Source organism: Pseudomonas sp. FSL R10-1350 (assembly GCF_009600525.1).
Lineage (GTDB): Bacteria > Pseudomonadota > Gammaproteobacteria > Pseudomonadales > Pseudomonadaceae > Aquipseudomonas > Aquipseudomonas helleri.
Genome location: NZ_WIVR01000049.1, coordinates 1 through 13,351, shown reverse-complemented (window position 1 = coordinate 13,351; position 13,351 = coordinate 1). Strand labels below are relative to the sequence as shown.

The window sequence follows — 13,351 nt, the reverse complement described above, 5'->3', positions numbered from 1 at the left end:
GAAATTAACTCGCCCACACCGATATTAGCCATTGGCCGCCCTTGCGTAGGCGTGGCTGCACGCATGTTTTATAGTGCCGGGCCGATCTGGCCTTGCGGTTTCGGCACTTAGCCTAGCCGTGATTAAAAATCGTGCAACAAGGCACGATGAGGTAGGGTTGTGGTCGAACTGTTGAATCAAGCATCTGAAAGGACATAGCCATGCTGGACTGGAAAAAACGAGAGGGCGACAGCGCCCGCGAGTCGGTCAAGGATACCCAAGCAAAGCCGCGTGGCTATTTCAAAAGCATTCTGCTGAGCCGCTCGATTGCCATGCTGGTCGGCATTTATGTGGTGGTGTGCCTGGGCCTTGGCTGGTACTGGAGCCGCGAACCAGACCTGTTCCCGGTGCAGCAAAATGCACAGCTGGCGGCTGAAAAAAGCGGCCAGAAAATGGTTCCGGGCTTCACCACCGTAGAAACCCTGAAAACCGTAGCCGGGACCTTGCTCAATAAACCCGGCGGCTACTTGTCCAACGACCGCTTCCCGCCGGGTGTCTTGCTGGACAACATTCCGAGCTGGGAATACGGCGTGCTGGTGCAGGTGCGTGACCTGACCCGTGCCCTGCGTAAAGACTTCGCCCGTTCGCAATCGCAGTCGGCCGAAGACGCGGATCTGGCCAAGGCCGAGCCTCGTTTCAACTTTGACAACAAGAGCTGGATGCTGCCGTCCAGTGAGTCGGAGTACCAGGAAGGCATCAACTCCCTGAGCCGTTATCAAGCGCGCTTGTCTGACCCGGATCAGAAAAACGCCTTGTTCTACGCCCGTGCTGACAACCTCAACAACTGGTTGGGTGATGTGGGGACGCGTCTGGGTTCGCTGTCGCAGCGCCTGTCGGCCAGTGTTGGTCGGGTCAAACTGAACACCACGCTGAAAACCGAAAGCCTGCTGCCGGGCCAGGTGCCTGTGGTGGACGAAGAAATCGTTGAAACCCCATGGATGCAAATCGACAACGTGTTCTACGAAGCCCGTGGTCAGGCCTGGGCCTTGTCCCACCTGCTGCGCGCGATCGAAGTCGATTTTGCTGATGTACTGGCTAAAAAGAACGCCACGGTCAGCGTGCGCCAGATCATTCGTGAGCTGGAGGCCGCCCAAGAGCCGGTCTGGAGCCCGATGATTCTCAATGGCAGCGGCTTCGGCATTCTGGCTAACCACTCGCTGGTCATGGCCAACTACATTTCGCGGGCGAACGCGGCGGTCATGGACCTTCGTCAATTGCTGTCGCAGGGCTAAGGGATGGCGATCTCCACTTTAGAGGCCGCGCACCGTGCGGCCTCTGATGTCGAACAGGTGGTCTGGGTGGACCGCGACGACCGCGTGCTGGGCGCTTTGCCGCGGCATGAATTGCGCGAGCGCAACCTCATTGGGCGTGGCACGTTCATCCTGTTGTTCAATTCGGCCGGCGAGCTGTGCGTACACCAGCGCACTCTCAGCAAGGCGCTGTATCCGGGGTTTTGGGATGTGGCGGCGGGCGGTATGGTCGGCGCGAATGAAACCTACGAAGAATCGGCCGCCCGTGAACTGGCCGAAGAACTGGGCGTGAGCGGTATCGAGCTGAAGGCCCACGAACGCTTCTACTTTGAGGCCCCGCAAAACCACCTGTGGTGCGGGGTGTTTTCCGGGGTTTGGGACGGCCCTTTGCAGGTGCAGCCCGAAGAAGTCCAGCAAGCGCTGTTCATGCCGGTGGCCGAGGCTTTGCGCCTCAGTGAACAGCAGCCCTTTTGCCCGGATTCGCTGGATGCGCTAAGGCGTTATCTGGCGCAACCGCCTTCTTTGTAGTCGCTGCCGAAGGCTGCGATTGGCTGCGCAGCGGCCCGCTTCTCATGATCGCGCGATAAGGTGCTTCGGCTCTTATCGCAGCCTTCGGCAGCGACTACAGGGGGAGTGTCAATTTTTACGCCAATTGGCTATTGGGCCTCGGCGATTTTGTCGTTACACTGCGCGACCTTTTCAGGCTCAGGTGCTTTTGCGCTTGAGTTGCGCTGCCCCTGCCAGAGTGGGGCTTCGCGGTCGGTACACCTTGGCGCAAGCGCGTCATGCACCGACCAATTTTTTGTCCTCCATATGAGGATTGCCGGTGGCCAAAAAAGCCGCATCCTTCGCCGCCCTGGGTGGCCTGGTATTTTCCACCGACGCAGGTCGTCACTGTCCAGACTGTCGTCAGCCAGTAGACGCCTGTACCTGCAAACAAACCCTGATCCCTGCCGGTGATGGCATTGCCCGCGTGCGCCGCGAAAGCAAAGGCCGCGGCGGCAAGACGGTGACGACCATCACGGGCGTACCGTTAGCCGAAGACGCACTTAAGGAACTGGCCACCACGTTGAAAAAACGCTGTGGCACAGGCGGTGCGTTGAAAGACGGCATCATCGAGATCCAGGGCGACCACGTTGAGCTGTTGCTGGCCGAACTGCTCAAGCACGGTTTCAAAGCCAAGAAGTCCGGCGGCTAGCAGCCTCTGTCAAAACCACCGCGTCGTTGTCTTGCTGCCTGAATAAGGCCCGGCAAGGGCGGCTGCCATGGTTTTCACAGAGCCTGTTATTGCGGGTTTCTAAACTCGGCGCTGTTGTCAGGGTCTACCCTGAGCAGACTAATCGTCATTTTTACTCATTAGACTGCGCCGACCTGGTCACAGGTTTGGCTACTTGACTTATATATAGGGGACTTCGATGTCCGTACGACGCACACGCAAAGACGATGGCAGCCAATGGACAGTTGCGGACAGCCGCAGTGTTTACGGGATTCGCCATTGGGGGGCCGGGTATTTCGCGATCAATGAAGCCGGTCGCGTAGAAGTCCGTCCGAACGGCCCGAACAGCTCGCCCATCGATCTGTACGAGCAAGTCGACGAACTGCGCCAAAGTGGCTTGTCCTTGCCATTGCTGGTGCGTTTTCCAGATATTTTGCAGGACCGTGTACGCCAGTTGACCGGTGCTTTTGATGCCAACATCGAGCGCCTGGAATACCAGAGCCAGTACACCGCGTTGTACCCGATCAAGGTGAACCAGCAAGAAGCTGTGATCGAGAACATCATCGCCACCCAAAACGTTTCGATTGGCCTTGAAGCCGGCTCCAAGCCAGAGCTGCTGGCCGTGCTGGCGCTGGCCCCGAAAGGCGGCACCATCGTCTGCAACGGTTACAAAGACCGTGAGTTCATTCGCCTGGCTTTGATGGGCCAGAAGCTCGGCCACAACGTGTTCATCGTGATCGAGAAAGAGTCCGAAGTGGACCTGGTGATCGAAGAGGCGGCTTCGCTCAAGGTCAAGCCACAGGTCGGCTTGCGCGTGCGCCTGTCGTCGCTGGCGTCGAGCAAATGGGCTGACACCGGTGGTGAAAAATCCAAATTCGGTTTGTCGGCTGCGCAGTTGCTGTCGGTGGTTGAGCGGTTCCGTGGCGCCGGTCTGGACCAAGGCATTCGCCTGCTGCACTTCCACATGGGTTCGCAGATCGCCAACCTGGCCGACTACCAGCACGGCTTCAAAGAAGCGATCCGTTACTACGGCGAACTGCGCAACCTCGGCCTGCCGGTTGACCACATCGACGTGGGCGGCGGTCTGGGCGTTGACTACGACGGCACGCACTCGCGTAACGCCAGCTCGATCAACTACGACATGGACGACTACGCCGGTGTTGTGGTCGGCATGCTCAAAGAGTTCTGCGACGCACAAGGCCTGCCGCACCCGCACATCTTCTCTGAAAGCGGCCGCTCGCTGACGGCGCACCACGCCATGCTGGTGGTGCAAGTGACCGACGTCGAGAAGCACAACGACGACGTGCCAGAGATCGAAAACAAAGAAAGCCTGCCCGAGACCGTGCAGTGGCTGGTGGACCTGCTGGGCCCGACCGACATTGAAATGGTCACCGAAACCTACTGGCGCGCCACGCACTACATGAGCGACGTGGCCACCCAGTACGCTGACGGCAAAATCACCCTGTCGGAAAAAGCCCTGGCCGAGCAGTGCTACTTCGCTGTGTGCCGTCGCTTGCACAACTCGTTGAAAGCGCGTCAGCGTTCGCATCGCCAAGTGCTGGACGAACTCAACGACAAGCTGGCCGACAAGTACATCTGCAACTTCTCGGTATTCCAGAGCCTGCCGGACACCTGGGCGATTGGCCAGGTCCTGCCGATTCTGCCGCTGCATCGCCTGGACGAAGAACCGCTGCGCCGCGCCGTGCTGCAAGACCTGACCTGCGACTCCGACGGCAAGATCAAGCAATACGTCGACGAGCAGAGCATCGAAACCAGCCTGCCGGTACACGCGCTTAACGAAGGCGAAGACTACCTGCTGGGTATCTTCCTGGTGGGGGCTTACCAGGAAATCCTCGGTGACATGCACAACCTGTTCGGTGACACCGACTCGGTGAACATCTACCAGAAGGCCGATGGCAGCGTATACCACGCCGGTATCGAGACCCACGACACCATCGAAGACATGCTGCGCTACGTGCACTTGTCGCCCGAGGAGTTGATGACTCACTACCGCGACAAAGTGGCCAGTGCCAAGATCAGCGTCAAAGAGCGCACCCAGTTCCTCGACGCCTTGCGTCTGGGCCTGACGCGTTCGTCTTACTTGTCTTCGTAAGACTCAGCTGACCCGTAGGAGCGAGCTCGTCTCGCGATCTTTTGACCCTTTAAAAGATCGCGAGGCAAGCTCGCTCCTACAGGGATATCACGGGGTAAACCAGCGGATTCGCGTGGCGTATAGCCCCAATATCGCGCTGCGCAGCACCATAAACAGCAAGAAACTTATCCACAGCCCGTGATTGCCATCGCCCTGCAAGGCCCAGGCAACGGGGAAGGCAATGGCCACGCTCAACAGCATCGCATTGCGCATTTCCCGCGCGCGGGTCGCGCCGATAAACAACCCGTCCAGCAAATAACTCCACACCGCAATCAATGGCAACACGGCCAGGTACGGCAAGTACTGGAAGGCGGTTTCGCGCACGCTGGCAATGTCGGTTTGCATCTCGACAAACCAGTGCCCGCCCAGCAAAAACAGCAGCGCAAATAGCGCACTGGCGAATAACGACCAACCACAGGCAACCACCATCGAGCGGCGTAACGCCGTGCGATCACGGGCGCCGATGGCATGCCCGCACAAGGCTTCGACCGCGTGGGCCAGACCGTCCAGCGCGTGGGCCGTCAACAGCAAACCATTGAGCAGCAGCGCATTGGCCGCCACGGTGGCGTCACCCAAGCGGGCGCCTTGCACGGTGATGGCGAAAAACACCGATTGCAGCAGCAAACTGCGGATAAAAATATCGCGGTTAACCCCTAACAGTGGTTTCCAGTTTTGCCAGACGCGCAGCGCGGCCCATGCCATCTTGCCCGGATACGCCCGCAGTGCGCCGCGTGTCAGCCACAGGCCGAGCAGGGCGCCGCTCCATTCGGCAATCACCGAAGCCCGCGCTGAACCGACCACGCCCCAGTCCAGGCCGAGAACAAACCACAGGTTGAGGGCGATGTTCATCAGGTTGGTGGTGAGCAAAATCGCCAGCGGCGCCCGGGCGTTTTGCGCCCCCAAAAACCAGCCCACCAGCGCATAACTGGCCAAGGAGGCGGGCAGGCCAAACAGGCGGTTGTGAAAGAACGCCAGGGTCATGTCATGCAGCTCGGGCGAAGGCTGCATCACGCTCAACGCCACGCGGCTGAACGGGAGTGCAATGGCGGCCAGAAACAGCGAAAGCCCCAGCCCCAGCAGCAACCCTTGCACAAGGATTTGCCGCAGCGCGGTGCCATCCCCGCGCCCGGCCGCTTGTGCGGCAAAGCCCGTGGTGCCCATGCGCAGAAAGCCCATCATCCAGGCCAGATAGATATACAGGCTGGCGCCCACCGCCACCGCGCCCAATTGATGCGCGTGGGGTAAATGGCCGATCACCGTGCTGTCGACCAACGCCACCAGCGGCACAGAAATATTCGACAAAATCATCGGCGTAGCCAGCGCCCACACCCGGCGATGGGTCGGGCGGTCGCGCCAGTCGGCTAACAGAAAAGACATGCAGGCTCCTTTGAGGACCGGCATTGTAGAGCGAATGTTTACCCAGGGCGGGTTTTGATTCACACCCTGTGGGAGCCGGGCTTGCCCGCGATTGGGGCGACGAGGGGCGTCAGGCAGATCGAGTTGTTGGCATCGCGAGCAAGCCCGCTCCCACAGAGTGGGCGTCGCGAACCAATTTCGTATTCCCCGGTCAATCTGACCAGCGCGTCTGCCGTTCGCGTCACGCTGTTATATAGTCGCCCCTTCACTGCCACGACAATGAGTACACCATGCTTAACAAAGGACTGTTTCTGGCTTGCGCGTTGGCGCTGCTCAGTGCTTGCGATTCTTCTTCATCCGGCAAGCCCGAGACGCCAAAACCTGCCGCCGTCACGCAGGCCGCCAAGCCGGTGCAAGACCCCAAGGTGCTGGCCGAGCGCTTTGCCGGGCGTGAGTTAAACGTGGTGGATGTCTCTGAAGTGCAGCTGGACGGTGCCAGCACGCTGTCGGTGAGTTTCTCGGTGCCGCTGGACCCCAAGCAAAACTTCGCAGAAAAACTGCACCTGGTCGATGCCAAGACTGGCAAGGTCGATGGCGCCTGGGAGCTGTCGGATAACCTGATGGAAGTGCACCTGCGCCATCTTGATCCGCAGCGCAAATTGATCCTCACCGTCGACCCCGGCCTGCGTGCCGTCAACGAGGCGACGCTGGCCGCCGAGTACATCAGCCGTCTGGAAACCCGTGACCTGCAACCCACCGTCGGCTTTGCCAGCCGCGGTAACTTGCTGCCGACCCGTCTGGCCGAAGGGTTGCCGGTGATCGCGCTGAATGTCGACAAGGTCGACGTTGAGTTCTTCCGCGTCAAACCCGAATCTCTGCCAGCCTTTCTCAGCCAATGGGGCCGCAACAGCAGCCTGCAAAGCTATGAAGCCAAAGACCTGTTGAGCATGGCCGATCTGGTCTACGGCGGGCGCTTTGACCTGAACCCGGCTCGCAACACTCGCGAAACTTTGATTCTGCCCACTTCGGGGATCAAGCCGTTGCAGCAGCCGGGCGTGTACCTGGCGGTGATGACCGCATCCGGCAGCTACAACTATTCGACTCCGGCCACTTTGTTCACCCTCAGTGACATCGGCCTTTCCGTGCACCGTTATCAGAAGCGTCTGGATGTGTTCACTCAGGCGCTGGAGGGCGGCAGTGCCTTGGCTAATGTGGATCTGGAGTTGCTCGACGGCAAAGGCAAAATGCTCGCCCAAGGCAAAACCGATAAACAAGGCCACGCCGAGCTGGCCTTGCCGCCCAAGGCCGAAGTGTTGCTGGCGCGTCAGGGCGATCAGACCAGCTTGCTGCGCTTGAATACGGCGGCGCTGGATTTGGCCGAGTTCGACATCGCTGGCCCGCAGGCGCACCCGCTGCAATTTTTTGTGTTTGGCCCGCGTGACCTGTACCGCCCCGGCGAAACCGTGCTGCTCAATGCTTTGCTGCGTGATCGCGACGGCAAGCCGGTCAAGCCGCAACCGGTCAGCGTAGAAGTGCGTCGCCCGGACGAGCAAGTCAGCCGCAAGTTCGTCTGGGAGCCAGATGCCTCGGGCTTTTACCAGTATTCGCTGGCACTGGCAGGCGAGGCGCCGACCGGGCGCTGGCAGTTGGTGTTCGACCTGGGCGACGGCAAGCCGCAGTTGTATGAATTTTCGGTCGAAGACTTCTTGCCGGAGCGCATGGCGCTGGAGCTCAAAGGCAGTGACACGCCGCTACGTCCTGAGCAAAACCCTGAGATTCAGGTCACGGGGCGTTACCTGTATGGCGCCCCTGCAGCGGGCAACCGTTTGAGCGGCCAAGTGTACGTGCGGCCCCTGCGCGAGGCAGTCAGCGCACTGCCGGGTTATCAATTCGGTTCTGTCACTGAGAACGAGTTGACCCAGGACCTGGAGCTGGACGAAAGCGTGCTCAACGCTGATGGTAAAGAAACCCTCACCATTGATAGCCAGTGGAGCGAAGCCAAGTCGCCGCTGCAGGTGATTGTGCAGGCCAGCTTGCAAGAGTCCGGTGGTCGCCCGATCACCCGGCGGCTGGTGCAGCCGGTCTGGCCAGCGGAGCGCTTGCCGGGGCTTCGCGGGTTGTTTGACGGGACTGAAACCGATGGCGATGGCCCGGCCGAATTCGAGCTGTTGGTCGCGGACACTCAGGGCAACAAGCTGGCGGCTGAAAACCTCAAGGTGCGCTTGGTGCGCGAACGCCGTGACTACTACTGGAACTACTCGGACAGCGACGGCTGGAGCTATCACTACAACGAGAAGTTTCTGAACCTCAACGAAGAAATGGTCAGCGTGAAGGCCGGAGAAACCGCCAAGGTCAGCTTCCCGGTGGAGTGGGGCCCGTACCGTGTCGAGGTCGAAGACCCGCAAACCGGGTTGGTCAGCAGCGTGCGTTTCTGGGCCGGTTATCGTGCCCAGGACAACGCCGAAGGCGGCGCCGTACGCCCGGATCAGGTCAAGCTGGCGCTGGACAAGGCCGCGTACAGCGATGGTGATACCGCTAAAGTCACGGTCACGCCGCCCGCTGCGGGCAAAGGTTATCTGCTGGTCGAAGGCAGTGATGGGCCGTTGTGGTGGGAAGAAATTGAAGTCCCGGCTGAAGGCAAAACCTTCGACATCAAACTCGACCCGACGTGGGCGCGCCACGATTTGTATGTTAGTGCGCTGGTGATTCGCCCCGGTGAGCGTAAAACCAATATCACCCCAAAACGTGCCGTGGGTGTGTTGCACCTGCCGCTTGACCGGACCCAGCGCAAGTTGGCGCTGACCCTCGAAGCGCCTGAAAAAATGCGTCCCAAACAACCGCTGACGGTGAAGATTCAGGCTAAAAACGCTGACGGCAGCATTCCGCAAAAAGCCCATGTCTTGCTGGCTGCGGTGGACGTCGGGGTGCTGAACATTACCGATTACCCGACCCCGGATCCGTACGCCAGCCTGTTTGGGCGAAAGGCTTATGGCGCCGACCAACTGGATATTTACGGGCAATTGATCGAAGCCGGGCAGGGCCGTCTGGCCAGCCTCGCATTCGGCGGTGACGCGGCCCTGGCCAAAGGCGGTAAACGCCCGGCCACCAGCGTGAACATCGTCGCGCTGCAAAGTGCACCGGTCACTCTGAATGCGCAGGGCGAAGGCGAAGTCAGCGTTAATATCCCGGACTTCAACGGCGAACTGCGCTTGATGGCGCAAGCCTGGACCGATGATCGCTACGGCATGGCCCAGGCCAAAACCGTGGTCGCTGCGCCCTTGGTGGCCGAGTTGGCCGCACCGCGCTTTTTGGCCGGAGGGGACGAGACCCGCTTGGCGCTGGACCTGTCCAACCTGACCGACAAACCGCAAAAACTGACCGTCACCCTCAACGCTGACGGCCAACTCAACCTGCTCGGTGACGCCACGCAAAACGTCACGCTGAGCCCCGGCCAGCGCAGCACGTTGCAGATCCCGGTCAAGGCGCTGGGCGGTTTTGGTACGGGCGTGGTCAAGGTCACCGTGAGTGGCTTGGACCTGCCGGGTGAAACCCAGGCGCCGTTCAGCCGCGAATGGACGTTGGGCGTGCGCCCGGCGTACCCGGCGTTGCTCAAGCATTATCGGGCGGTGCTCACGGACCAACCGTGGAGCCTGCCAGAAGGCGAGTTGCAGGCCTTTGAACCGGCCGGGCGCGAAGCCTTGCTGAGCCTGTCGAGCCGCCCGCCGTTGAACCTGGGCGAACAGATTCGTGCGCTCAAGGCGTACCCGTATGGCTGCTCCGAGCAAACCACCAGCGGCTTGTACCCGGCGCTGTACGCTGACGCGGCGTTGCTCAAACGCCTGGGCCTGGAAGGTGAGCCGGACGCCGAGCGCACCCGCAAAATTGAACTGGGGATCGAGCGCCTGCTGGGCATGCAACGCTACAACGGTAGCTTTGGCCTGTGGGGTGCCGACGGGCAGGAAGAGTATTGGTTGACCGCTTACATCACCGACTTCCTGTTGCGCGCCCGTGATCAGGGTTACGCCGTACCGGCCGGTGCGTTGAAAAAGGCCAACGAGCGGCTGCTGCGGTATGTGCAAGAGCGCAACCTGATCGAAGCCGACTACAGCGACAACCTCGACCACACCCGCTTTGCTGTGCAGGCCTATGCGGCGCTGGTTCTGGCCCGCAGCCAGCAGGCGCCGCTGGGCGCATTGCGCAGCATCTTTGAGCGCCGCAGCGATGCGCGTTCAGGCTTGCCGCTGGTGCAACTGTCGATTGCCTTGCAGAAAATGGGCGATCAGCCGCGTGCCGATCAGGCGTTGCTGGCCGGGTTGGCGGCCAAGCGCCAAGGCAACCAATGGCTGGGCGATTACGGCAGCCCGCTGCGCGATCAGGCGCTGATCGTGGCACTGCTTGAAGAGAACAACCTGATGAGCGGCCAGCGTGAGCAGCGCCTGTTTGAGTTGTCAGATTTGTTGGCGGCCAGCCGCTGGTTGTCGACCCAGGAGCGTAACTCGCTGTTCCTGGCCGGGCGTGACCTGTTGAGCCAGCCAGAAGCCAAGTGGTCGGCGCAGCTCACCAGCGGCGAGCAAACCCGCGAGCTGAATAACCAGCAGTCGGGCCTCAAACTCGATGGGCCATTGCTGACGCAGCCGCTGACGTTGCGCAACGAAGGCAGCGACGCGGTGTATCAACAGCTGACGATTTCGGGTTATCCACAGCAGGCCCCGGCGGCAGGTGGCGAGAACATGAGCATTCGCCGCGATTACCTGGGCATGAATGGCGAGCCGCTGAACATCAAGGCCCTGAAAAGCGGCGATCTGGTGTTGGTGCACGTGGCGGTCACGGCCAAGCAGGCGGTGCCGGATGCGTTGGTCGTCGATTTGCTGCCTGCGGGGCTTGAACTGGAAAACCAGAACTTGGGGCAGAGTGCGGCCAGCCTTGAAAATGTCAGCACCGAGGTCAAGCAATGGCGCGACGCGATGCAATACGCCAGCGTGCAGCATCAGGAATACCGCGATGACCGTTACGTCGCGGCGGTCAAACTGGACGGCTATGGCACCACGCACCTGCTGTATCTGGCGCGTGCCGTGACGCCGGGCACCTATCGCGTACCGCCGCCGCAAGTGGAGTCGATGTACCGGCCAAACTGGCAGGCCGTAGGCGAAACCCCCGGCGACATGGTGATCAAGGCCCGCTAATCCCACCCTCTGTAGGAGCGAGCTTGCCTCGCGATCTTTTGATGTTTAAAAGACCGCGAGGCCACGGCGTCAGTTAATAATCCAGCTCAACACCCACAGCCCCAACAGCAGCCAGATCACGCCGCCGATGATGGAGGCGCGCATAAAGGCGCGCACGGCGTTGTACAAAAACAGCAGCCCGAGCACCAGCACAGCAATGCTGACGATAGAGGTGTCCATGCCCAAGGCGCGGGCCATACCGTCGATAAAGTTGCTGCCCGCTTGAGTGATCATGGTGAACAGGCCGCTCAAGCTTTCAACGATCCAGCGAACGACAGTGCCCAACCACAGGCCCAGATTTCCAATAAAGCTTTCGACGTGCATGGGGATGTCCCGATCAATAAGATGGCCACTGTGCCAGAGATACCCCTTAGGCAACCAGACCAGGTGCAAAGTTGCGTAATGAGTAATGCTTAAAAAGATCGTGCTGTGGAGCACCTGCGGCCTGTTGCTGGCAGTCGCATTGCTGTGGCTGGCCGACCGGCTGTGGCCCTTGCCGTTACCCAAGGATGACTTGGCCCGTGTGGTATTGGCCGAAGACGGCACGCCGCTGTGGCGCTTTGCCGATGCCAATGGCGTATGGCGTTACACCGTGCAAACGGACGAGGTGTCGCCGTATTACCTTGAGGCGTTGCTGACCTACGAAGACCGCTGGTTTTATCAGCATCCGGGGGTTAATCCGCTGGCCTTGGGCCGGGCGGCCTGGCAAAACCTCAGTGGCGGACGAGTGCTGTCGGGGGGCAGTACCTTGTCGATGCAGGTCGCCCGTTTGCTCGATCCCCATGAACGTACGTTGCCCGGCAAGTTGCGCCAGTTGTGGCGTACGGCGCAACTGGAGTGGCATCTGTCCAAGTCCGAGATCTTGAACCTGTACCTCAATCGCGCGCCGTTTGGCGGGACGTTACAGGGGGTGGCGGCGGCCAGTTGGGCGTATCTGGGCAAGTCGCCGCAGCAACTCACGCGCTCCGAAGCTGCGCTACTGGCCGTGTTGCCGCAAGCGCCGAGCCGCCTGCGGCCTGACCGTCATCCCGAGCGGGCGCAAGTGGCACGGGACAAGGTGTTGCGGCGTCTGGCCGAGTATCAGGTCTGACCGCAAGGGGCTGTGGATGAGGCGCTGGAAGAACCGCTGTTGCTCGCCCCGCGACTGGAGCCGAGCCTGGCACCGTTGCTGGCGCGGCGCTTGAATCGCCCGCACAGCCCGCCGCTGATCCGCACCACCCTGGACGCCAACCTGCAACGCCGTCTCGAAGACTTGCTGCTGGGCTGGCGTGCGCGGCTGCCCGAGCACACCTCGGCGGCGATCCTGGTGGTTGAAACAGACAACATGGCCGTGCGCGCGTACCTCGGCTCTGTAGACATCAACGATGCGCGGCGCTTTGGCCATGTCGACATGATCAGCGCCTTGCGTTCACCGGGCTCGACCCTCAAGCCGTTTTTGTATGGCATGGCGATGGATGCCGGGCTGATTCATTCCGAGTCGCTGCTGCAAGACGTGCCGCGGCGTTACGGCGATTACCGCCCGGGCAATTTCTCGATGGGCTTTAGCGGGCCGGTGTCGGCCAGTTCGGCGTTGGCGTTGTCGCTTAACTTGCCAGCGGTGCAACTGCTTGAAGCCTACGGGCCGAAACGTTTTGCGGCCGGCCTGCGCAACGGCGGCGTGCCGTTGAGTTTGCCTGCGCTGGCAGAGCCTAATCTGGCGTTGATTCTGGGCGGCGCCGGCAGCCGTCTGGAAGATTTGGTCAGCGGTTACAGCGCGCTGGCGCGGGGGGGTAAAAGCGCCAACCTGCGCCTGCAACCGCAGGATGAACTGGTCGAGCGGCGCATGCTGTCGCCGGGTTCGGCGTGGATTATTCGACGCATCTTGAGCGGCCAGGCACGGCCGGACCGTGACCCGACCGCCGAGTTGGTGCAGCGCCCCAGCCTGGCGTGGAAGACCGGCACCAGTTATGGCTTTCGCGATGCGCTGGCCATTGGTGTAGGGCCGCGCTATTTGATCGGAGTGTGGATCGGTCGCCCGGACGGTACGCCGGTGCCGGGGCAGTTTGGTCTGGCCTCGGCACCGGCGTACCGTCCGGGCGACCGATCCACACTCCGATCAAATAGCGCGGCCCTACAC

7 protein-coding genes and 1 pseudogene are annotated in these 13,351 nt (G+C 61.0%); 6 read left to right on the top strand and 2 right to left on the bottom strand.

Annotated elements, in window-relative coordinates; all coding sequences use genetic code 11:
* The first annotated feature begins 311 nt into the window (after nt 1-311).
* The 4 genes from GHO25_RS18930 to speA all read left to right on the top strand — a co-directional run bounded on the left by GHO25_RS18930 (nt 312) and on the right by speA (nt 4,618).
* On the top strand, nt 312-1,271 hold the full coding sequence (locus GHO25_RS18930; protein WP_371929025.1) for a DUF2333 family protein: 960 nt from the start codon (nt 312-314) through the stop codon (nt 1,269-1,271).
* A 3-nt stretch (nt 1,272-1,274) separates the two neighbouring features.
* Nucleotides 1,275-1,817 carry an NUDIX hydrolase gene (locus GHO25_RS18925; protein WP_153329677.1) on the top strand — a complete coding sequence of 181 codons (543 nt, stop codon included), beginning with the start codon at nt 1,275-1,277 and terminating at the stop codon, nt 1,815-1,817.
* Nucleotides 1,818-2,115: 298 nt separating this feature from the next.
* On the top strand, nt 2,116-2,487 hold the full coding sequence (locus GHO25_RS18920; protein ID WP_178110145.1) for a translation initiation factor Sui1: 372 nt from the start codon (nt 2,116-2,118) through the stop codon (nt 2,485-2,487).
* Between the two features lie 217 nt (nt 2,488-2,704).
* The gene (speA, locus tag GHO25_RS18915) at nt 2,705-4,618 is read left to right on the top strand and encodes an arginine decarboxylase (RefSeq protein WP_048366498.1); all 1,914 of its coding nucleotides are present in this window, start codon (nt 2,705-2,707) and stop codon (nt 4,616-4,618) included.
* Between the two features lie 87 nt (nt 4,619-4,705).
* Here speA and GHO25_RS18910 read toward each other — a convergent pair whose 3' ends face one another.
* On the bottom strand, nt 4,706-6,034 hold the full coding sequence (locus tag GHO25_RS18910) for an MATE family efflux transporter (RefSeq protein ID WP_153391753.1): 1,329 nt from the start codon (nt 6,032-6,034) through the stop codon (nt 4,706-4,708).
* A gap of 269 nt (nt 6,035-6,303) precedes the next feature.
* Between GHO25_RS18910 and GHO25_RS18905 the strand changes: the two genes are divergently transcribed.
* Nucleotides 6,304-11,196, top strand: coding sequence for an alpha-2-macroglobulin (locus tag GHO25_RS18905; RefSeq protein WP_153391751.1), 4,893 nt, complete (start codon nt 6,304-6,306; stop codon nt 11,194-11,196).
* A 69-nt stretch (nt 11,197-11,265) separates the two neighbouring features.
* Here the strand turns inward: GHO25_RS18905 and GHO25_RS18900 are convergent, their stop codons facing one another.
* Nucleotides 11,266-11,559 (bottom strand): hypothetical protein, encoded by a 294-nt coding sequence (locus GHO25_RS18900; protein ID WP_048366495.1) that lies wholly within the window; start codon nt 11,557-11,559, stop codon nt 11,266-11,268.
* 85 nt (nt 11,560-11,644) lie between these two features.
* On the opposite strand from GHO25_RS18900, the pseudogene pbpC reads away from it, so the two are divergent.
* Nucleotides 11,645-13,294, top strand: a pseudogene (gene pbpC / locus GHO25_RS18895) (penicillin-binding protein 1C); the annotation flags it as partial.
* Nucleotides 13,295-13,351: the final 57 nt, after the last annotated feature.